General features: G+C 71.2%; 19 protein-coding genes. 16 read left to right on the top strand and 3 right to left on the bottom strand.

Annotated elements, in window-relative coordinates:
* The first annotated feature begins 14 nt into the window (after positions 1–14).
* The 15 genes from CP975_RS06320 to CP975_RS06250 all read left to right on the top strand — a co-directional run bounded on the left by CP975_RS06320 (position 15) and on the right by CP975_RS06250 (position 14,317).
* A complete protein-coding gene (locus CP975_RS06320; RefSeq protein ID WP_055534839.1) occupies positions 15–1,016 on the top strand; it encodes an FKBP-type peptidyl-prolyl cis-trans isomerase in 1,002 nt (333 codons plus the stop codon).
* Between the two features lie 81 nt (positions 1,017–1,097).
* Positions 1,098–1,472, top strand: a complete 375-nt coding sequence (locus tag CP975_RS06315; protein ID WP_055534853.1) for an FKBP-type peptidyl-prolyl cis-trans isomerase — start codon at positions 1,098–1,100, stop codon at positions 1,470–1,472.
* Positions 1,473–1,606: 134 nt separating this feature from the next.
* A complete protein-coding gene (locus CP975_RS06310; RefSeq protein ID WP_055534841.1) occupies positions 1,607–2,584 on the top strand; it encodes a helix-turn-helix transcriptional regulator in 978 nt (325 codons plus the stop codon).
* 16 nt (positions 2,585–2,600) lie between these two features.
* Positions 2,601–3,620, top strand: coding sequence for a helix-turn-helix transcriptional regulator (locus tag CP975_RS06305; protein ID WP_055534843.1), 1,020 nt, complete (start codon positions 2,601–2,603; stop codon positions 3,618–3,620).
* 11 nt (positions 3,621–3,631) lie between these two features.
* A complete protein-coding gene (locus CP975_RS06300) occupies positions 3,632–3,892 on the top strand; it encodes a hypothetical protein (RefSeq protein ID WP_055534845.1) in 261 nt (86 codons plus the stop codon).
* A 9-nt stretch (positions 3,893–3,901) separates the two neighbouring features.
* The gene (locus CP975_RS06295) at positions 3,902–4,099 is read left to right on the top strand and encodes a hypothetical protein (RefSeq protein ID WP_055534847.1); all 198 of its coding nucleotides are present in this window, start codon (positions 3,902–3,904) and stop codon (positions 4,097–4,099) included.
* 225 nt (positions 4,100–4,324) lie between these two features.
* A complete protein-coding gene (gene tatA, locus CP975_RS06290; RefSeq protein WP_030782934.1) occupies positions 4,325–4,606 on the top strand; it encodes a Sec-independent protein translocase subunit TatA in 282 nt (93 codons plus the stop codon).
* Positions 4,607–4,653: 47 nt separating this feature from the next.
* A complete protein-coding gene (gene tatC / locus CP975_RS06285) occupies positions 4,654–5,592 on the top strand; it encodes a twin-arginine translocase subunit TatC (RefSeq protein ID WP_030782937.1) in 939 nt (312 codons plus the stop codon).
* A gap of 17 nt (positions 5,593–5,609) precedes the next feature.
* Positions 5,610–6,500 (top strand): diacylglycerol kinase, encoded by an 891-nt coding sequence (locus tag CP975_RS06280; RefSeq protein ID WP_055534849.1) that lies wholly within the window; start codon positions 5,610–5,612, stop codon positions 6,498–6,500.
* Positions 6,501–6,554: 54 nt separating this feature from the next.
* Positions 6,555–9,368 (top strand): DEAD/DEAH box helicase, encoded by a 2,814-nt coding sequence (locus tag CP975_RS06275; RefSeq protein WP_055534851.1) that lies wholly within the window; start codon positions 6,555–6,557, stop codon positions 9,366–9,368.
* A gap of 365 nt (positions 9,369–9,733) precedes the next feature.
* Complete coding sequence (locus CP975_RS06270; protein ID WP_150476649.1) at positions 9,734–11,347, top strand: ATP-binding protein; 1,614 nt, start codon at positions 9,734–9,736, stop codon at positions 11,345–11,347.
* A complete protein-coding gene (locus CP975_RS06265; protein ID WP_030782949.1) occupies positions 11,344–11,751 on the top strand; it encodes a roadblock/LC7 domain-containing protein in 408 nt (135 codons plus the stop codon). The genes CP975_RS06270 and CP975_RS06265 overlap by 4 nt, the downstream gene beginning before the upstream one ends.
* Positions 11,748–12,191 carry a DUF742 domain-containing protein gene (locus CP975_RS06260; protein ID WP_055536461.1) on the top strand — a complete coding sequence of 148 codons (444 nt, stop codon included), beginning with the start codon at positions 11,748–11,750 and terminating at the stop codon, positions 12,189–12,191. The genes CP975_RS06265 and CP975_RS06260 overlap by 4 nt, the downstream gene beginning before the upstream one ends.
* A complete protein-coding gene (locus CP975_RS06255; RefSeq protein ID WP_030782955.1) occupies positions 12,172–12,801 on the top strand; it encodes a GTP-binding protein in 630 nt (209 codons plus the stop codon). The genes CP975_RS06260 and CP975_RS06255 overlap by 20 nt, the downstream gene beginning before the upstream one ends.
* 46 nt (positions 12,802–12,847) lie before the next feature.
* A complete protein-coding gene (locus CP975_RS06250) occupies positions 12,848–14,317 on the top strand; it encodes a cytochrome P450 (protein WP_150476648.1) in 1,470 nt (489 codons plus the stop codon).
* Positions 14,318–14,335: 18 nt separating this feature from the next.
* Here CP975_RS06250 and CP975_RS06245 read toward each other — a convergent pair whose 3' ends face one another.
* A complete protein-coding gene (locus CP975_RS06245) occupies positions 14,336–15,280 on the bottom strand; it encodes an RluA family pseudouridine synthase (RefSeq protein WP_150476647.1) in 945 nt (314 codons plus the stop codon).
* Between the two features lie 103 nt (positions 15,281–15,383).
* On the opposite strand from CP975_RS06245, the gene CP975_RS06240 reads away from it, so the two are divergent.
* Positions 15,384–15,977, top strand: coding sequence for a GNAT family N-acetyltransferase (locus tag CP975_RS06240; protein WP_150476646.1), 594 nt, complete (start codon positions 15,384–15,386; stop codon positions 15,975–15,977).
* A gap of 86 nt (positions 15,978–16,063) precedes the next feature.
* On the opposite strand, the gene CP975_RS06235 is transcribed toward CP975_RS06240, so the two are convergent.
* The gene (locus CP975_RS06235) at positions 16,064–16,897 is read right to left on the bottom strand and encodes a siderophore-interacting protein (RefSeq protein WP_055536154.1); all 834 of its coding nucleotides are present in this window, start codon (positions 16,895–16,897) and stop codon (positions 16,064–16,066) included.
* Between the two features lie 53 nt (positions 16,898–16,950).
* Positions 16,951–17,889: a 5'-3' exonuclease gene (locus CP975_RS06230; RefSeq protein ID WP_246201414.1), complete on the bottom strand. Its 939-nt coding sequence runs from the start codon at positions 17,887–17,889 to the stop codon at positions 16,951–16,953.
* Positions 17,890–18,016 lie beyond the last annotated feature (127 nt).

The following is an 18,016-nucleotide window of genomic DNA, read 5'->3' as shown; positions in this document are numbered from 1 at the left end:
ACGAGGCCCCCACCGTGCGCCGACGCTCACTCCTCCTTGCTGTCCCGGCCGGCCTGCTCACGCTGGCAGGCTGTGGTGACGACAAGGCCGACAAGGCCGACAAGGCCAAGCCCAGCGACAGCCCCGCCAACTCGCCGTCGGCCGCGCCGACCGCGAAGATCGTGGCCGGGCCGCTGCCCGAGATCACGAAGGGCGACAAGTTCGGTCAGAAGCCGACCGTCGCCAAGGGCCCCGGCAAGGCGTCCTCCGACCTCGCGGTCAAGACCCTGATCGAGGGCAAGGGCAAGGAGGTCGTCAAGGGCGACTATCTACAGGCCGACTACCTCGGCCAGATCTGGGCGACGGCGAAGGTCTTCGACAACTCCTACGACCGCGGCAACCCCACGGTCTTCCCGATCGGCGTCGGCCGGGTCATCCCGGGCTGGGACCAGGCGCTCGTCGGCAAGAAGCTCGGCAGCCGCGTGGAGCTGGCCATCCCCCCGAAGATGGGGTATGGCGAGGAGGGCAACAAGCAGGCGGGCATCAAGGGCTCGGACACGCTCGTGTTCGTCGTCGACCTCGTGGGCACCTTCAACGGCAAGAGCTCGTCGAAGGGCCGGGAAGTCGCGCAGTCCAACAAGGACCTGCCCAAGGTCGGCACCAACACCGACGGCAAGGCCCCCTCGATCGACATCCCGAAGACCGACGCGCCGGACAAGCTCGTCTCCACGTACGTCCTGGAGGGCGACGGCGAGGAGATCAAGGAGACCGACAGCGTCCTGTGCCAGTACAAGGGTGTGCAGTGGGCGGACGGCAAGGAGTTCGACTCCTCGTACAAGGGCGGCCAGCTCGCCCAGTTCCAGCTCGCGCAGGTCGTCAAGGGCTGGGGGCAGGGCCTGACCGGCAAGAAGGTCGGCAGCCGCGTCCTCATCGTCATCCCGCCGAAGCTGGGCTACGGTGACCAGCCGCCCCAGGGCAGCTCCATCAAGAAGGGCGCCACGCTCGTCTTCAGCGTGGACATCCTCGCCAAGGGCTGAGCCCCGGTCCTCCCCAGGGGCCGAGTCCCGGGGGATGTAAGACTGTCCGTGCTGACTTTCCGTATCAAGCAGGAGCAATTCGTGAGCATTGAGAAGCCCGAGGTCGACTTCCCGGGTGGCGAGCCGCCGGCCGAGCTGCAGATCAGGGACATCTGGGAGGGCGAAGGGGCGGTCGCCAAGGCGGGCGACTTCGTCAAGGTCCACTACGTGGGCGTCGCCTTCAGCACGGGCGAGGAGTTCGACGCGAGCTGGAACCGCGGCAACCCGCTGGAGTTCCAGCTGGGCGCCGGCCAGGTCATCTCCGGCTGGGACCAGGGCGTGCAGGGCATGAAGGTGGGTGGCCGGCGCGAGCTGATCATCCCCGCGCACCTCGCGTACGGCGACCGCGGCGCCGGTGGCGGCCGCATCGCCCCGGGCGAGACGCTGATCTTCGTCTGCGACCTGGTCTCCGTCTGAGGACGTCTGTGACCTGATCCTTTCGCCGAGGGTCCATGCCTGTCCGGCATGGGCCCTCGGCTTTTGCCCGGACACCCCGGGGCGGTACGGTCATCGGTCGGAAGCACAATCTGAACAGCCGAGAAAGGGCGTCGATGGCCATTGCCAAGGCCGAGCGGCTGATGAATCTGGCGCTGTGCCTGCTCGGGACCCGGCGGCCGCTCAGCAAGCGCGAGCTGCGCGATTCCATCGAGGCGTACGTCGAGGCCTCCGGGCCGGGGGGCAGAGCCGCGGGGTCCGACGACTCCTTCAACCGGATGTTCGAGCGCGACAAGGACGATCTGCGCGAGCTGGGCCTGGTCATCGAGACCGTGGAGAACCTCGACGGCGAGGTCGGCTACCTCGCGCGGCGCGACAGCAACCGCCTGCCGCCCATCACCATCGACGCCGAGGAGGCCGCCGCCCTCGGCCTCGCCGCCAAGGTCTGGCAGCAGGCCCGCCTCGCCGGAGCCGCCAGCGGCGCCCTGCAGAAGCTGCGCGCCGCGGGTCTGCCCGAGGACGCCGACCCCTACGGCGCGCACAGCGCCCTGGAGCCCCGCATCCCCGCGCACGAGGCCTCCTTCGAGCCGCTGATGCTGGCCTGCCGCGACCGCCGCCCGGTCGTCTTCGACTACCGCAAGGCCACCGCCGCACGGCCCGAGCAGCGCCACGTCGAGCCCTGGGCGCTGGAGTGCTGGCGCGGCCACTGGTACCTCGCGGGCTGGGACCGCGACCGGGGTGCCGAGCGTGTCTTCCGCCTCTCGCGGATCACCGGCAAGGTCCGCGCCCGCGCGGGGAAGTACACCGCCGACGTCCCGGACGTCGTCACGGTGCGGGAGACCGTCGCGAGCTGGGCGGGGGAGAGCGCCGACCGCACGGCCCGGATCAAGCTGCGCAGCGGAGCCGGCTACCCGCTGCGGGCCAAGGCCGGCAGCGTGCGGGAACTGGGCGACGGCTGGGACGAGTTGGAGATTCCCTACGGTCACGGGCTCGACGCCTGGCTGGTGGAGTTCGGGCCCGACGTGGTGGTCCTGGAGCCCGCCGAGCTGCGGGCCGACGTCGTGGACCGGCTGCGTGCCGTGGCCAAGGGCTGAGGGGGACGGAAGAGCAATGGCCTCGAACGCCATCGACCAGACGCGGCGGATGCTGTCGCTGGTGACCTATCTGCGCGAGCGCCCCGGCGCCCACGTCGAGGACGTCGCCCGCGCCTTCGGCATCACCCCGGACGAGCTGATCTCCGACCTCGACGTGCTGCCGCTGTGCGGCACCAGCTTCCGCGGCGGTGACCTGCTCGACATCGACACCGACGGCGACCGCATCTGGTGGCACAACCCCGACGACGTGGCGGCCCCGCTGCGGCTCGCCGCCGACGAGGCGACCGCCCTGCTCGTGGCGGCCCGCGCGGTGGCCACCCTGCCCGGCCTGCGCGAGAGCGACCGCCTCGCGCTGCTGCGCGCCACCGCCAAGCTGGAGACGGCGGCGGGCGAGGCGGCGGGCGCCAGCGCCCGGCTCTCGGTGACCTTCGAGTCCGAGGGTGGCGTCTTCGCCGACGTCGACCGGGCGATCTCCGAGCGCCGCAGGCTCTGGATCCGCTACTACTCACCCGCCCGCGACGAGGTCACCGAGCGCGAGATCGACCCGATCCGCCTGGTGAGCGTCGGACACACGTACGTAGAGGCATGGTGTCGCCGCTCCGAGGCGCGGCGCACCTTCCGGCTCGACCGCGTCGCCGAGATCAAGATCCTCGACGAGCCGTCCGCGCCGCCCGAGGTCGAGCTGCGCGACCTCTCCGAAGGCCTCGTCCAGCCCGCCGCCGAGGACCCGGAGGTCGTCGTCGAGGTCGGGCCCGGCGGCCGCTGGGTCGCCGAGTACTACCCCCACGACAGCGCGGACGAGCTGCCCGACGGCGGCCTGCGGATCACGCTGCGCACCCCCGAGCCCGCCTCGCTGCGCCGCCTCGCGCTGCGGCTCGGCAGGGACGGCCGGATCGTCTCCCCGGCGCAGCTCGCGGACAGCGCGCGCCAGGCGGCCCGCGACGCGCTCGCGGCCTACGACCAGGACAGTGACGAGTCGTACGACCAGCCGTACGGCGAACACCAGGCCTACGACCGGCAGGAGCAAGGGCGTTGAGCACACCGACCATGTCCGGTCTGCCGGGAGTGCCGGCGCAGCCGGGGCCCGCCCCCGTCCTGTTCACGGCCGCCTGCCCCGACTGCCGCGCCCGTTTCGAGCTCTCCGCGGGTGCGCTGCGCCTGGCGATCGGCGCCAGCCCCCGCACCACCTTCTACTCCTTCACCTGCCCGGAGTGCGAGGTCGCGGTGCGCAAGCCCGCGGGCGAGCGCATCGTCGAACTCCTCACCGGCGGCGGGGTGCGGACGCTGCGTCTGCACTCGACCGTCTAGGCTCGGCGCATGTTCTGGGCGATGCTCGCGATCGCGGCGGGCTTCTTGGGTCTCGCCGTCCTCGGCGTAATGGCGATCAAGGTTTTCGTGGAGGCGGAGCGCCTCGGCCGTCAAGTGAGCGAGACCACACGGCAGATCAACCAGGCGGCCGAGGACCTGGAGAAGGCCGCGGCCGCCGCGGCCCGTGCGGGGCGCGAGGCGGTTTAGCCCCCGCGGCCCCGCGGCCTCCGCGACCTGTCAACTCCCCGAGGCGGGCGGGTACCCTGCGAACGCGGCCCGGGAACGAGGCGGGGGCCGCACTCGGAGTATGCGCGGGGATTGCCGAGCGTTTACCCCGGGGGGTTACGATCGCTGACAGCGCGGAGATCGGATATATGTCCGGTCTGCCGAGCAACCAGACTCCTGTCGCCTCGGTGAAGAAGGTAAATAGCTATGGGTAGGCTCGGCCCCACCGAGATTGTCCTCATCCTCGTCATCATCGTCCTGCTGTTCGGAGCCAAGAAGCTGCCCGACATGGCACGCTCCCTCGGCAAGTCGGCCCGCATCCTCAAGAGCGAGGCCAAGGCCATGAAGTCCGAGAGCAAGACCGACGACGCCGCCCCGGCCGACCCGCCGAGCGACCCCGCCGTCCAGCAGCGCACCATCCAGGCGGCCCCCGGCGACGTGACCAGCTCGCGCCCGGTCACCGAGCCGACCGACACGACGAAGCGCTGATCCAAGGCCGGCGACGGCCGGCCTGCCGCACGAGATGAGGACGTGGGTTGCTCAAGTCTGCCCGCAAGAAGGAGAAGGACCCCGAGGGGCGGATGCCTCTCGCGGAGCATTTGCGCGAACTCCGCAACCGGCTCGCCAAGGGCATGCTGGCGATCACCATCGTGTCGGTCGTGGCGGCTTTCTACAGCCAGGACCTGATGGAGTTCCTGGCTGATCCGGTGCCGCGCTGCAAGCCGGGCATGGACCCGACAGGCGGCCATTGCGCGAAGGTCACGTTCAACGACCTGCTGTCGCCCTTCACCACCACGGTGAAGGTCAGCCTCATGGTCGGCATCATCGTCTCCAGCCCGGTCTGGCTGTATCAGCTGTGGGCGTTCGTCGCGCCGGGCCTGCACCGGCACGAGCGGAAGTACACCTACTGGTTCGTCTCGGCGGCCGTGCCCCTCTTCTTCGCGGGCGCCTGGCTGGCCTACACGATCCTTCCGGTCAGCATGCGCGTCCTGATCAGCATCACGCCCGACCAGGCCGAGAACCTGCTCGCGATGGACAAGATCCTCGACTTCACGGTCAGGATGGTCCTCATCTTCGGCGCCTCCTTCGAGCTGCCGCTGCTGCTGGTGATGCTCAACATGACGGGCATGGTGACCGGGCGCCGCATGCTCACGTGGTGGCGCGGCGTGGTCATGGGCGTGTTCGTCTTCGGCGCCGTGGCGACCCCGACCACCGACCCCGTCGGCATGATCGCGCTCGCCGGACCGATCGTCGTCCTCTACTTCATGGCCGTCGGCATCTCCTTCCTGAACGACAGGCGCCGCCGCCGCAACGACCCCGACGCCGAGCTGGACGACGACGAGGCCTCCGACATCGACCTCACCCCCGAGGCCATCGGCGGCATCGAGCCCGTCGCCTCGCCGAGGGCCCTGCCCGAGCAGGCGGGCACCGGCCGGGCCGATCACCGCGTCAACGGTTTCGACGATGTGACCTGACCTTGTAGGGTCCCGCCGTGACCAGCGAGATCACCCTCTTCGTCAATCCCACCGCGGGCCGCGGCCGGGGCGCCCAGGCGGCGCAGCCGGCCGCTTCCGCTTTGCGGCACCGCGGCTTCTCCGTGCGCACCGTCATCGGGGAGGACGCCCCCGACGCGCTGCGGCGGGCCAGGGAGGCCGTCGAGGGCGGCACCGGAGCGCTGATAGCCGTCGGCGGCGACGGCATGGCGAGCCTCGCGCTCCAGGCCGTCGCCGGGACCCGCACCCCGCTCGGGGTGATCGCCGTGGGCACCGGCAACGACTTCGCACGGGCCCTCGGGCTTCCGGTGCGCGAGGCGGCCGCCGCGGGGGAGGTCGTCGCCGAGGCGCTCAAAGGGGGGCGTACGCGCGACATCGACCTCGGCAGGGTCGGCGGCACGTGGTTCGGGACCGTACTGGCGTCCGGCTTCGACTCCCGGGTCAATGACAGGGGCAACCGGATGCGGTGGCCCACGGGGCGCTTCAAGTACGACCTCGCGATGGTCGCCGAACTGGCGGCCTTCCGGCCCGTCCCGTACCGGATCACGCTGGACGGCGGCGACGTCCACGAGATCGAGGCCACGTTGGTCGCCGTCGGCAACGGACCTTCGTACGGCGGTGGCATGCGGATCTGCGCCGGGGCCGACCTGAGCGACGGGCTCTTCGACATCACGGTGGTGGGGGAGTGCAGCCGTACGACGCTGCTCACGGTGTTCCCGCGGGTCTACAAGAGCACGCACCTCGACCATCCCAAGGTGACCGTGTACCGGGCGGCCACGGTCGAGCTCGCCGCGCCCCGCGTCACCGGATACGCCGACGGGGAGCCGCTGGGCGCCCTGCCGCTGCGGGCCGAGTGCGTGCCGGGGGCGGTGCGGGTGCTGGCCGTCTGAGCCGCCGATAATGATCGTCCGTTGTCAGTGGTGCCCGGTAGTCTCGAAAGCACGATGACAGAGGACCTCTCACCGGCCGAGCGGTACGCGGCGGCGCGCAAGCGCGCTGTCGAGCAGGCCACCGCACTCGCGTCCTTCCGCGAGATGTACGAATTCGGCCTCGACCCCTTCCAGATCGAGGCCTGCCAGGCGTTGGAGGCGGGCAAGGGCGTGCTGGTGGCCGCCCCCACGGGGTCGGGCAAGACGATCGTCGGCGAGTTCGCCGTCCACCTCGCCCTCCTTCAGGGCAAGAAGTGCTTCTACACCACGCCCATCAAGGCGCTCTCCAACCAGAAGTACGCCGACCTCGCCAAGCGTTACGGCGCGGACAAGGTCGGCCTCCTCACCGGCGACAACAGCGTCAACTCCGACGCCCCGGTGGTCGTGATGACCACCGAGGTCCTGCGGAACATGCTGTATTCGGGCTCGCAGTCGCTGCTGAACCTCGGCTATGTGGTCATGGACGAGGTGCACTACCTCTCCGACCGCTTCCGCGGCGCCGTCTGGGAGGAAGTGATCATCCACCTCCAGGAGTCGGTCACCCTCGTCTCCCTGTCGGCCACGGTGTCGAACGCCGAGGAGTTCGGCGCCTGGCTCGACACGGTGCGCGGCGACACCGAGGTGATCGTCTCCGAGCACCGGCCCGTGCCGCTGTTCCAGCACGTGCTCGCCGGGCGCCGGATGTACGACCTCTTCGAGGAGGGCGAGGGCCACAAGAAGGCCGTCAACCCCGACCTGACGCGAATGGCCCGCATGGAGGCCAGCCGTTCGTACAATCCCCGGGACCGTCGCAAGGGCAAGATGGTCCGCGAGGCCGATCGCGAGCGGGAGCGCAGGCAGCGGTCGCGGATCTGGACGCCGGGCCGCCCCGAGGTCATCGAGCGGCTCGACGCCGAGGGACTGCTCCCCGCGATCACGTTCATCTTCAGCCGCGCGGGCTGCGAGGCGGCCGTGCAGCAGTGTCTGTACGCCGGCCTCAGGCTGAACGACGACGAGGCGCGGAGGAAGGTCCGCGAGATCGTCGAGGACCGCACGGCCTCGATCCCGGAGGAGGACCTCCACGTCCTTGGCTACTACGAATGGCTGGAGGGTCTTGAGCGCGGTATCGCGGCGCACCACGCGGGCATGCTGCCCACCTTCAAGGAGGTCGTCGAGGAGCTGTTCCTGCGCGGCTTCGTCAAGGCCGTCTTCGCCACCGAGACCCTCGCCCTCGGCATCAACATGCCCGCGCGCAGCGTGGTGCTGGAGAAGCTCGTCAAGTGGAACGGCGAGCAGCACGCCGACATCACCCCCGGTGAGTACACCCAGCTGACCGGCCGTGCCGGACGGCGCGGCATCGACGTCGAGGGTCACGCCGTGGTGCTCTGGCAGCGCGCCATGAGCCCCGAGCACCTGGCCGGGCTCGCGGGCACCCGCACGTATCCGCTGCGCTCCAGCTTCAAGCCGTCGTACAACATGGCGGTGAACCTCGTCGAGCAGTTCGGACGGCACCGCTCGCGCGAGCTTCTGGAGACGTCCTTCGCGCAGTTCCAGGCAGACAAGTCGGTCGTCGGAATCTCCCGTCAGGTACAGAAGAACGAGGAGGGCCTGGAGGGCTACAAGGCCTCCATGACCTGCCACCTGGGCGACTTCGAGGAGTACGCGCGCCTGCGGCGCCGGCTGAAGGACCGGGAGAACGAACTGGCCAAGCAGGGCGCGGCCCAGCGCAGGGTCGCCGCCGCTGCCGCCCTGGAGAAGCTCAAGCCGGGGGACGTCATCCACGTACCCACGGGGAAGTACGCGGGCCTCGCGCTCGTCCTCGACCCCGGGCTGCCCGCCGGGCGGGCCAACGGCCACCGCGGTTTCGACCACGTGGATGGCCCCCGGCCGCTGGTGCTCACCGCCGAGCGGCAGGTCAAGCGGCTCGCGTCGATGGACTTCCCGGTGCCGGTCGAGGCCCTGGAGCGGATGCGCATCCCGAAGTCCTTCAACGCCCGCTCGCCGCAGTCCCGCCGCGACCTGGCCTCGGCGCTGCGCACCAAGGCCGGGCACCTCGTGCCGGACCGGCACCGCAGGGGGCGCGCGGACGCGGCCGACGACCAGGAGATCGCCCGGCTCCGCACGGAGCTGCGCGCCCACCCGTGCCACGGCTGCGACGAGCGCGAGGACCACGCGCGCTGGGCCGAGCGCTACCACCGCCTCAAGCGGGACACCTCGCAGCTGGAGCGCCGCATCGAGGGGCGTACGAACACCATCGCCCGCACCTTCGACCGCATCGTCGCGCTCCTGACCGAGCTGGACTATCTGCGGGGCGACGAGGTCACCGAGCACGGCAAGCGCCTCGCCCGGCTCTACGGCGAGCTGGACCTGCTGGCCAGCGAGTGCCTGCGCGCCGGGGTCTGGGAGGGGCTGAGCCCGGGCGAACTGGCCGCGTGCGTCTCGGCGTTGGTGTACGAGTCGCGGGTCAGTGACGACGCGCTCGCGCCGAAGCTCCCCTCGGGCGCCGCGAAGGCGGCGCTCGGCGAGATGGTGCGCATCTGGGGCCGCCTGGACGGCCTTGAGGAGGAGTTCAAGATCAATCAGGCGGAGGGCGTCGGCCAGCGCGAGCCGGAGCTGGGCTTCGCCTGGGCGGCGTTCATGTGGGCGGGCGGCAAGGGCCTGGACGAGGTGCTGCGCGAGGCGGAGATGCCGGCCGGTGACTTCGTACGCTGGTGCAAGCAGGTCATCGACGTCCTCGGGCAGATCGCGGCGGCGGCTCCCCGCGAGGGCGGCAGCACGGTCGCGAAGAACGCCCGCAGGGCGGTCGACCAGCTGCTGCGCGGTGTGGTGGCGTACAGCTCGGTGGGCTAGCCCGACAGCGCGAAGGAACCCCGCTCCCCTTCAGGGGAGCGGGGTTTTGTGTGTTCGAGAGCGTCACACCACGTGTTCGAATGATCGCCGCGCGTGTAAATGGGGCGAGTGTATTCCTGTCGGCGAGGTCGCGGCAGGGGGTTGCCGAATATGACTCGGCGATGATTCCGGCGGACTAAGCTCGCCCGGAGCGCGGCGAGTTGAAACGAGTTGCGATAGATTCGCGCGCTTGTTCCCAAATCTTTCGATAGTTCGTTTTCGCTCCTCGCTTTCCGCAACCCTTCCCGCACCTCCCTTCCCGCACCCCCATCCCCGCACCCCCGTCCCCACCCCCCTTCCCCAAGACGAGTGTTCAGAGGGCATACATGGTGAGTGTTCAATCGCCTCCCGGTGGCCGAGAAGTCCCTTACGCGCGTGTGCTGTTGCTGCCCGCCATGCTGATGGCCGCGGCGACCGGAGCCGCCGTCGCCACGGTGACGGAGCCGGCCAGGGCCGCCGTCGGCTGGTGCGGCGCCGTCGCGACCCTCATGGTCATCGTGGTCGGCACGGAAGCCGTGCGGCGCGGCCGGACCATCAGGGGCCAGCGCGCACAGTACGCACAGCGGCTCGCCTACCTCGAAGGGCGCATCGCATCCCACGACCACGAGACGATCCGGCTCGGCCAGGAGATCCTGCCCGAGGCGTTCTGGCGGCTGCGGCAGGGCGAATCGCCCGTCGAGGTGATCCGTAACGTCGTCGACAACGACGAGGCCTACCGCGATCTGCCCCACGCCCAGCGCGAGTTGCTCCGCTCGGTCCTCGACACCCTGGACCGCGAGGAGTCGATGCGCGAGTCCGCGCAGCGCGCCTTCGTGAACATCGCCCGGCGCGTCCAGTCGATCGTCCACCAACAGGCCGCCGAACTGCGCGAGATGGAAGAGTTCCACGGCCGCAACCCCGAGGTCTTCGACGACCTGCTGCGCATCGACCACGGCACCGCGCTGATCGGCCGCCTCGCCGACTCCATCGCCGTGCTCGGCGGCGCCCGGCCGGGCCGCCAGTGGCCCAAGCCCGTCCCGCTGTTCAGCGTGTTGCGCGGCGCGATGTCCCGGATCCTCGACTACCCGCGCGTGGAGCTCCACTCGATCGCCAACGTCGCGATCAAGGGCACCTCCGTCGAACCGCTGATCCACGCCTGCGCCGAACTCCTCGACAACGCCACCCGGTACTCGCCCCCGCAGACCAAGGTGCACGTCACCGCCGTCGAGGTGCAGACCGGCATCGCCGTCGAGATCGAGGACGGCGGCGTCAGCCTCAGCGAGGAGGCCCGCGCCCGCGCCGAGCGCATGCTCGCCCAGGCGCAGGCCGGCATCGACCTCAACGACCTCGGTGAGACCCCGCGCCTCGGCATGGCGGTCGTCGGGCGCCTCTCGCAGATGTACAACATGCAGATCTCCCTGCGGCAGTCCGCCTACGGAGGTGTCCGCGCGGTGCTCATCGTGCCGCGCGACATGATGACCACCGAGCCCGCCCCCGGCCTCGCCCACGGCATCGGCGCCTCCGCCGTGCCCCGCGTGGACAACGGCGGACGGCTCATCGAGGAGCCCGCCCGCAACATCCGCCGCAAGAAGCCCCGCGTCGTCACCGCGGGCCCGCCCCTGCGCTCCCCGCTCACCGCGACCATGGAGGATGACGTCCCCGAGGTCACCGAGTGGACCGAGAACGGCCTGCCGCAGCGCCGCAGCCGCGTCAAGATCTCGCTCAGCGAGCGGTACGCGCGCGAGGCCGAGGCCCAGCGGGCCGCCGAGGCGCACGCGGCCGCGACCGCGCCGCCCCCTGCGCCTCCCAAGAAGGAGGGGACCGAACCGGGCCTGTGGATCGAGGCGTTCATGAAGGGCGTCAAGGGCGACCCGGACGACCCCGATCCCTCGGCGGCGCGCGGCACGCAGGGAACCACCCAGAACAACCACGGCAGGGCCGACGAGGAGGGCTGGCAGTGATCCAGCAGCGCGCCAATTTCGACTGGATGCTGAAAGAACTCGCCGACGGGGTGCCGCAGACCCGGCAGATCGTGGTGCTCTCCGCCGACGGCCTGCGCATCGCGCGCTACGGCGGCGACCCGGACGCCGCCGACCGCATCGCCGCCGCCTGCGCCGGGCTCCAGAGCCTGGCCGCCGCCGTGGCCACCGAGATCCCGCACAGCGACGGCGGCATGAAGATGGTCATCATCGAGATCGACGGCGGCTACTTCTACATGATGGCCGCCGGTGCCGGCGCCTACCTCGCGGTGCTCGCCGACGAGACCGTCGACGCGGGCCTCGTCGGCACCCGGATGCGCGACCTCGTCGTACGCATCGGGGCCCATCTGACGAGCCCCCCACGGCGTGACGGGCAGGCCGTATGACTCCTCCGCAAGGCCCTGCGCACGGCCCTTCGAACGGGGATCTCCCTTCCCGGCGGGACGCCCCCGCCAGAGACGCCCCCGACCCGGACGCCCCTCCCCAGCGCGAACGCCGCACCCCCGAGAACCCGGCGCGGCTGTACATCCTGACGGGCGAGGACTCGGAGCGGGCGCCCCTCGACCTCGTGACGCTGATCGTGGCCCAGGGCGAAGCGTCGCCCATGGCGCAGCCTGAGCACTCGGCGGTGCTGCGACTGTGCGGGACGCCGCTCTCCGTCGCCGAGCTGTCGGCGTATCTGGCGCTGCCGTTCAGCGTGGTGACCGTCGTCCTGACGGAGTTACTCGCGACCGGGCTCGTCCAGGCGCGCGCCCCCATCGTCCGTTCCGCGCTCCCCGACCGGTCCCTTCTCGAAGCGGTGATGCATGGACTTCAGAAACTCTAAGAACACGGACACGATCACCGGCCCGCGCAGCGAGGACGTCCTGCCGCACACGGCCGCGGCCGCCGTGAAGGTCGTGATCGTCGGCGGGTTCGGGGTCGGCAAGACGACGATGGTCGGCTCGGTCAGTGAGATCCGTCCGCTGACCACCGAGGAGACGATGACCGAGGCGGGCATCGGCGTCGACGACAACTACGGCTCCGAGACGAAGACGGCCACCACCGTGGCCATGGACTTCGGCCGCATCAGCATCTCCGACGAACTGGTCCTCTACCTCTTCGGCACCCCCGGCCAGGAGCGCTTCTGGTTCCTGTGGAACGGACTGTTCGAGGGCGCGCTCGGCGCGGTCGTGCTCATCGACACCCGCCGCCTCGAAGTCAGCTTCGACGTGATCGGCCGCCTGGAGGAGCGCGGCGTGCCGTTCGTCATCGCCGTCAACGACTTCCCGGACGCGCCCCGGCATCCGGTCGAGACGTTGCGCAGGGCCCTGGACCTGGAACCCGCGGTGCCGATCATGGCCTGCGACGCCCGTCTCAGGGAGTCCAGCCGGGACGTCCTGATGACCCTGATGCGCTACCTCCACTCCCTGACGGTGGCCGGTGCCCGCGTCTGACACCCCGGCCTCCCACACCCCCTTCCGCCAACCCGGAGCGACGAACGTGACGACTCCCTCCCCCTCCTGGCCCGGCACCGACGACGCCGCCGCGCCGCCCCCCGGCTGCCCCGCCCACGGCCTCGGGCCGGGGGGCTTGCGCCGCCTCTACGGCCCCGAGGCGGACGCCGACCTCGCCGGCCTGTACGAGAAGCTGCGCGCCGAACACGGCGCGGTCGCTCCCGTGCTGATCCACAACGACGTGCCGATCTGGGCGGTCCTCGGGCACAGCGAGAACCTCCACATGGTCCGCACGCCCTCGCAGTTCACCCGGGACTCGCGCATTTGGCGTGCCGTACGGGACGGCACCGCCGGGCCGGACCACCCGCTCGCGCCCGTCTTCAGCTGGCAGCCCATGTGCAGCTTCGTCGAGGGCGACGAGCACCAGCGGCTGCGCGGAGCGGTCACCGGCGCCATGTCGGGCATCGACCACCGCGGCATCCGCCGCTACATCAACCGCTATACGAACCACCTGCTCAACGACTTCTGCCAGGCAGGCGAGGCCGACCTGGTCAGCCAGTTCGCCGAGCATCTGCCGATGATGGTGATGTGCCACGTCCTCGGCATGCCCGAGGAGTACAACGAGCGGATGGTGCAGTCGGCCCGCGACATGATCAAGGGCACCGAGACCGCCATCGCCAGCAACGCGTACATCATGGAGGTCCTGATGGGCCTCGTGGCGCGGCGCCGGGCGGCGCCCGAGGAGGACTTCACCAGCAATCTCATCGCGCACCCGGCGGGGCTCACCGACGACGAGGTCGGTGCGCATCTGCGCTTGGTCCTCATCGCCGCGTACGAGGCCACCGCCAACCTCATCGCGAACGTGCTGCGGATGGTCCTCACCGACCCCCGCTTCCGCGCCCAGCTCAGCGGCGGGCAGATGACGGTCCCCGAGGCGGTCGAGCAGTCCCTGTGGGACGAGCCGCCGTTCAGCGCGATGGTCGGCTACTTCGCCAAGCAGGACACCGAGCTGGGCGGACGCCGGATCCGGGCGGGCGACGGTCTGATCCTCGGTATCGCGCCGGGCAACGTCGACCCCGTCGTACGCCCCGATCTCACCGCCGGCATGAAGGGCAACCGCTCGCACCTGGCGTTCAGCGGCGGCCCTCACGAGTGTCCCGGTCAGGACATCGGCCGCGCTATCGCCGACACGGGTGTCGACGCGCTCCTGATGCGTCTGCCGGATGTCGAACTGGACGTCGACGAGGGCGAGTTGCGGTGGACGTCCTCGATTCTCTCGCGGCACCTGGTGCGGCTGCCGGTGCGGTTCGCGCCGCGGCCTCCGCAGGACGTCATGGCCCGGCCGTCGGCGCAGGTGCCGAGGCCTCGCCAGGACTGGCAGGTCTCCACGCCGCCGCGCCCGCAGCCCGCCGCGCCCGCGCCGCAGGTGCAGGCCGCCCCGGCCGCGCCGGTGCCCGAGCCCGTCCCGGCCCAGGGGGCCTGGCGGCGCTTCGTCACCTGGTGGCGCGGCTACTGAGCGAGGCCGTGCGGCCGCCTACTGGTTCCAGTCGTCGTACGCCGACCACGCGCCGAGCGTTCGCCCGCTGACGAAGCGGTGTGGGACGCCGGTGACCGGATCCGTGAACTCCAGGACGCGCGCCAGGAGTTGCAGGGGCCGCCGGAAGTCGTCCGGCGGTACGGGTCCGGTCACCACCGGATAGACCGGGTCACCGAGGATCGGCAACCCCAACGCGTTCATGTGGACGCGGAGTTGGTGGGTGCGGCCGGTGTGCGGGGTCAGGCGGTAGCGGCCGAGTCCGGCGCGGTGCTCGATGAGTTCGACGTGGCTCTCGCTGTTCGGTTCGGCGCCCTCGATCTCGTACGCCGCGATGACGCCGCGCTCCTTCTCGATGTGGCTGCGGACCGTGCGGGGGAACGGCACCTGGGGGTCGTACGCCGCCACCGCCTCGTACTCCTTGTGTACGCGGCGATCGCGGAACAGCGTCTGGTACGCGCCGCGTTCCTCGGTGCGCACGGTGAACAGGAGGAGCCCGGCGGTCAGTCGGTCGAGGCGGTGCGCGGCGCCCAGCGTGGGGATGCCGAGTTCCGTGCGCAGGCGGGCGAGGGCGGTCTGGGTGACGTGGCTGCCGCGGGGCATCGTGGCGAGGAAGTGGGGCTTGTCGGCCACCACGATGTGCTCGTCCTGGTGGACGATGTCGAGGGGGAACGGCACGGGCACCTCGGCGGGCGGATCGCGGTGGAACCACACGAAGGCCCCGGGCACGTAGGGCGCGTCCGGGGCGATCGGCGTGCCGTCCGCGCCGACGATCTCGCCGCCGCGCAGCATCGCGTCGATGACGCCGTCCCCGGCCGCGAGCCGCTCCACCAGGTGGTCGCGGACCGTTGTCCACGCACCCTCCGGCGGCAGCTTGACCCGGACGGGGTCGACGCCGTCGCGCTGGGGGAGCGGGGCGGGCGGGATGCGGGGCTTGCGTCTCATCAGGAGACCAGCGTACGGGGCGCCGCAGGTCAGGGCGGGGCGCCGGCCGTCGGGGTCCGGAAAACCAGTGCCGTCACGTGCGCTCTGCTGCCACGCTGAGGGCATGCCCTTCAAGATCTCCGACGTCGTCGCGCCCGGCACCCTCGCCCGCCGGGAGCAGCCCGTGCTCCCCGTCCCCGGCGCTCTCGTCCTGCGCCCCTGGAAGGCCGCCGACGCCTCGGCCGTGTACGAGGCGTTCCAGGACCCCGTGATCCAGCGCTGGCACGCGCGCGTGGCCGAATCCGAGAGCGAGGCGCTCGGCTGGATCGAGAGCTGGCGCAAGGCCTGGGCCGACGAGCGCGACGCGTACTGGGCGATCGCCGACGCCGCCACGGACGCGGTGGTCGGGCGGGCGGCCCTGCGGCAGATCACGCTTCCCGAGGGGCAGGCCGAAGTCGCCTACTGGACGATGCCGTTGGCGCGCGGGCGCGGTGTCGCCCCGCGTGCCGTGCAGGCGCTTTCGCGGTGGGCCTTCGACGAAGTGGGCCTGCACCGCCTTGAGTTGACGCACGCGACGGCCAACGAGGCGTCGTGCCGCGTCGCCTCGAAGACCGGCTTCGCCGCGGAGGGCACCAAGCGCAGTGCGCTGCTGCACGCGGACGGCTGGCATGACATGCATCTGCACGCGCGGATCGCGGGCGATGCCGAAGTGGCGTGACGTGGGGGCGCCACCGGGACGCGTACGGGAGAGGGCGTCCACCCGCTAGGGGGTGGACGCCCTCTCCCGTACCTGCAAGCGCGGCGCTACGCGGTTTCCTGCTCCGCCTCCACCTGCGCGTTCCACTCCCGCTTCGACGCCTGCCAGCCGTCCTCGTTGTGGCCGAGGCGCCAGTAGCCGGAGATCGACAGACGCTCGCGGGGCAGTTCGCGCTCTACGCGGAGATAGCGGCGCAGCTCCTTCACGAAGCCCGCCTCGCCGTGGACGAACGCCTGGACGTCGCCCGCGGGCCACTCCAGGGAACGTACGGCCTCGATCAGGGCGTGGCCGACGGGGCGCCCCGCGCGGTGCAGCCACACGACCTCCGCGTCCGTCGCGATCTTCTGCTCCTCGTCGGGGCCCTCGACCTCCACGAAGACGCGGGCGACGGCGCCCGCGGGCAGTGCCTCGGCCGCCGCGGCGATCGCGGGCAGGGCGCTCTCGTCGCCCGCGAGCAGGTGCCAGTCGGCGCCCGCGTCCGGGGCGTAGCCGCCGCCGGGGCCGAGGAAGCGGATCGTGGCGCCCGGCCGGGCGTCGCGTGCCCAGGGGCCCGCGAGGCCCTCGTCGCCGTGGATCACGAAGTCGAGGGCCAGCTCACGGGTCTCGGGGTCCCACCAGCGCACGGTGTACGTCCGGGTGACCGGCCACTGCTCGCGGGGGAACTCCTCTCGGATCCGCTGGATGTCGAAGGGCTCCGGATACGTGACCCCCTCGGCGTCGAAGAGCAGCTTCACGTAGTGATCGGTGCACTCTCCCGCCGTGAACGCGGCGAGACCCTCGCCGCCGAGGACCACGCGCTGCATGTGCGGGGTCAGCCGCTCCGTGCGCACGACCTGTGCGACGTGGGTCTGCGGCGCTTTGCGTGCCGGACGTTCTGCCATCGGCGACGGCCTCCCCTGATCCATAGTTAGTTAGGCTTACCTAAGCTAACATCTCAGGCCTGGAGGGTGGAGAGCAGTCGCTGGAGCGAACCGCCCAGGTTCCACCGCTCGGCCAGCTCCTCGAGGGCCACCGGGTCGCGCGGCTCGCGCGGCAGCGCCACGTCGACCTCGGGCAGGGGCACGTCACCGGCGACCCGGACGACCTTCGGCGCGACCGCCACGTACGCCCGGGACTCGTCGAGCCGCCTGCGCTGCGAGGGAGTGAGCTTCGACTTCGGGTCGTCGACCGCGGCCATGATCCCGGCCAGGTCACCGAAGGCGTCGAGCAGCTTGGCCGCCGTCTTCTCGCCGATGCCGGGCACGCCGGGCAGGCCGTCGCTCGGGTCGCCGCGCAGCAGGGCCAGGTCGACATAGCCGGGGCCGTCCACGCCGTACTTCTCGCGCAGCCACGCCTCGTCGGTGATCTGGAGGGTGCCGACACCCTTCAAGGGATAGAGGACGCGGATGCCGCGCTCGTCGTCGACCAGCTGGTAGAGGTCGCGGTCGCCGGTGACGATGTCCACCGGCCCCGCGGCGCGGCCCGCGAAGGTGCCGATGACGTCGTCCGCCTCGTACGCCCGTACACCCACGCGTGCGATGCCGAGCGCGTCCAGGACCTCCTCGATCACCGGCACCTGCGGGGAGAGGGTGTCGGGGATCTCCTCGGCGTCCGGGCCCCGCTCGACCTCTTCGGCGACGCGGTGCGCCTTGTAGGAGGGGATCAGCTCCACCCGCCAGTGGGGGCGCCAGTCCGCGTCCATACACGCGACCAGGTCGTCCGGGCGGTGGTCCTGGACGAGCCGGGCGATGAAGTCGAGCAGTCCGCGCACGGCGTTGACCGAGGTGCCGTCCGGGGCCTTCACGGAATCCGGGACTCCGAAATAGGCCCGGAAGTAGAGGGAGGCCGTGTCGAGAAGCATGAGCCGTCGTGTTCGCTGAGTCACGGTCCGCATCATGCCGCACGGCGCCGACAGCGGCCCTGACCGGCACCGGAGCCGAAGTGAGTGACCTGGGCCACTCTTTGGTTTGACTTCTTCGAGGCGGGGCAGGCGCGCCGCCGGAACCGACCCAGTCGAGGAT

Source organism: Streptomyces alboniger, assembly GCF_008704395.1.
GTDB lineage: Bacteria > Actinomycetota > Actinomycetes > Streptomycetales > Streptomycetaceae > Streptomyces > Streptomyces alboniger.
Note: the sequence above shows the minus strand (reverse complement) of the source record. Positions and strands in the feature narration are given on the sequence as shown.

Excerpts from the sequence above, each read along its gene's own strand:
- tatA (WP_030782934.1), top strand. The coding sequence starts at position 4,325 with ATGGGTAGGCTCGGCCCCACCGAGATTGTCCTCATCCTCGTCATCATC.
- CP975_RS06235 (WP_055536154.1), bottom strand. The coding sequence starts at position 16,897 with ATGGCAGAACGTCCGGCACGCAAAGCGCCGCAGACCCACGTCGCACAG.
- CP975_RS06255 (WP_030782955.1), top strand. The coding sequence starts at position 12,172 with ATGGACTTCAGAAACTCTAAGAACACGGACACGATCACCGGCCCGCGC.
- CP975_RS06245 (WP_150476647.1), bottom strand. The coding sequence starts at position 15,280 with ATGAGACGCAAGCCCCGCATCCCGCCCGCCCCGCTCCCCCAGCGCGAC.
- CP975_RS06300 (WP_055534845.1), top strand. The coding sequence starts at position 3,632 with ATGTCCGGTCTGCCGGGAGTGCCGGCGCAGCCGGGGCCCGCCCCCGTC.
- CP975_RS06295 (WP_055534847.1), top strand. The coding sequence starts at position 3,902 with ATGTTCTGGGCGATGCTCGCGATCGCGGCGGGCTTCTTGGGTCTCGCC.
- CP975_RS06275 (WP_055534851.1), top strand. The coding sequence starts at position 6,555 with ATGACAGAGGACCTCTCACCGGCCGAGCGGTACGCGGCGGCGCGCAAG.
- CP975_RS06305 (WP_055534843.1), top strand. The coding sequence starts at position 2,601 with ATGGCCTCGAACGCCATCGACCAGACGCGGCGGATGCTGTCGCTGGTG.
- CP975_RS06310 (WP_055534841.1), top strand. The coding sequence starts at position 1,607 with ATGGCCATTGCCAAGGCCGAGCGGCTGATGAATCTGGCGCTGTGCCTG.
- CP975_RS06270 (WP_150476649.1), top strand. The coding sequence starts at position 9,734 with ATGGTGAGTGTTCAATCGCCTCCCGGTGGCCGAGAAGTCCCTTACGCG.
- CP975_RS06240 (WP_150476646.1), top strand. The coding sequence starts at position 15,384 with ATGCCCTTCAAGATCTCCGACGTCGTCGCGCCCGGCACCCTCGCCCGC.
- CP975_RS06260 (WP_055536461.1), top strand. The coding sequence starts at position 11,748 with ATGACTCCTCCGCAAGGCCCTGCGCACGGCCCTTCGAACGGGGATCTC.
- CP975_RS06230 (WP_246201414.1), bottom strand. The coding sequence starts at position 17,889 with ATGCGGACCGTGACTCAGCGAACACGACGGCTCATGCTTCTCGACACG.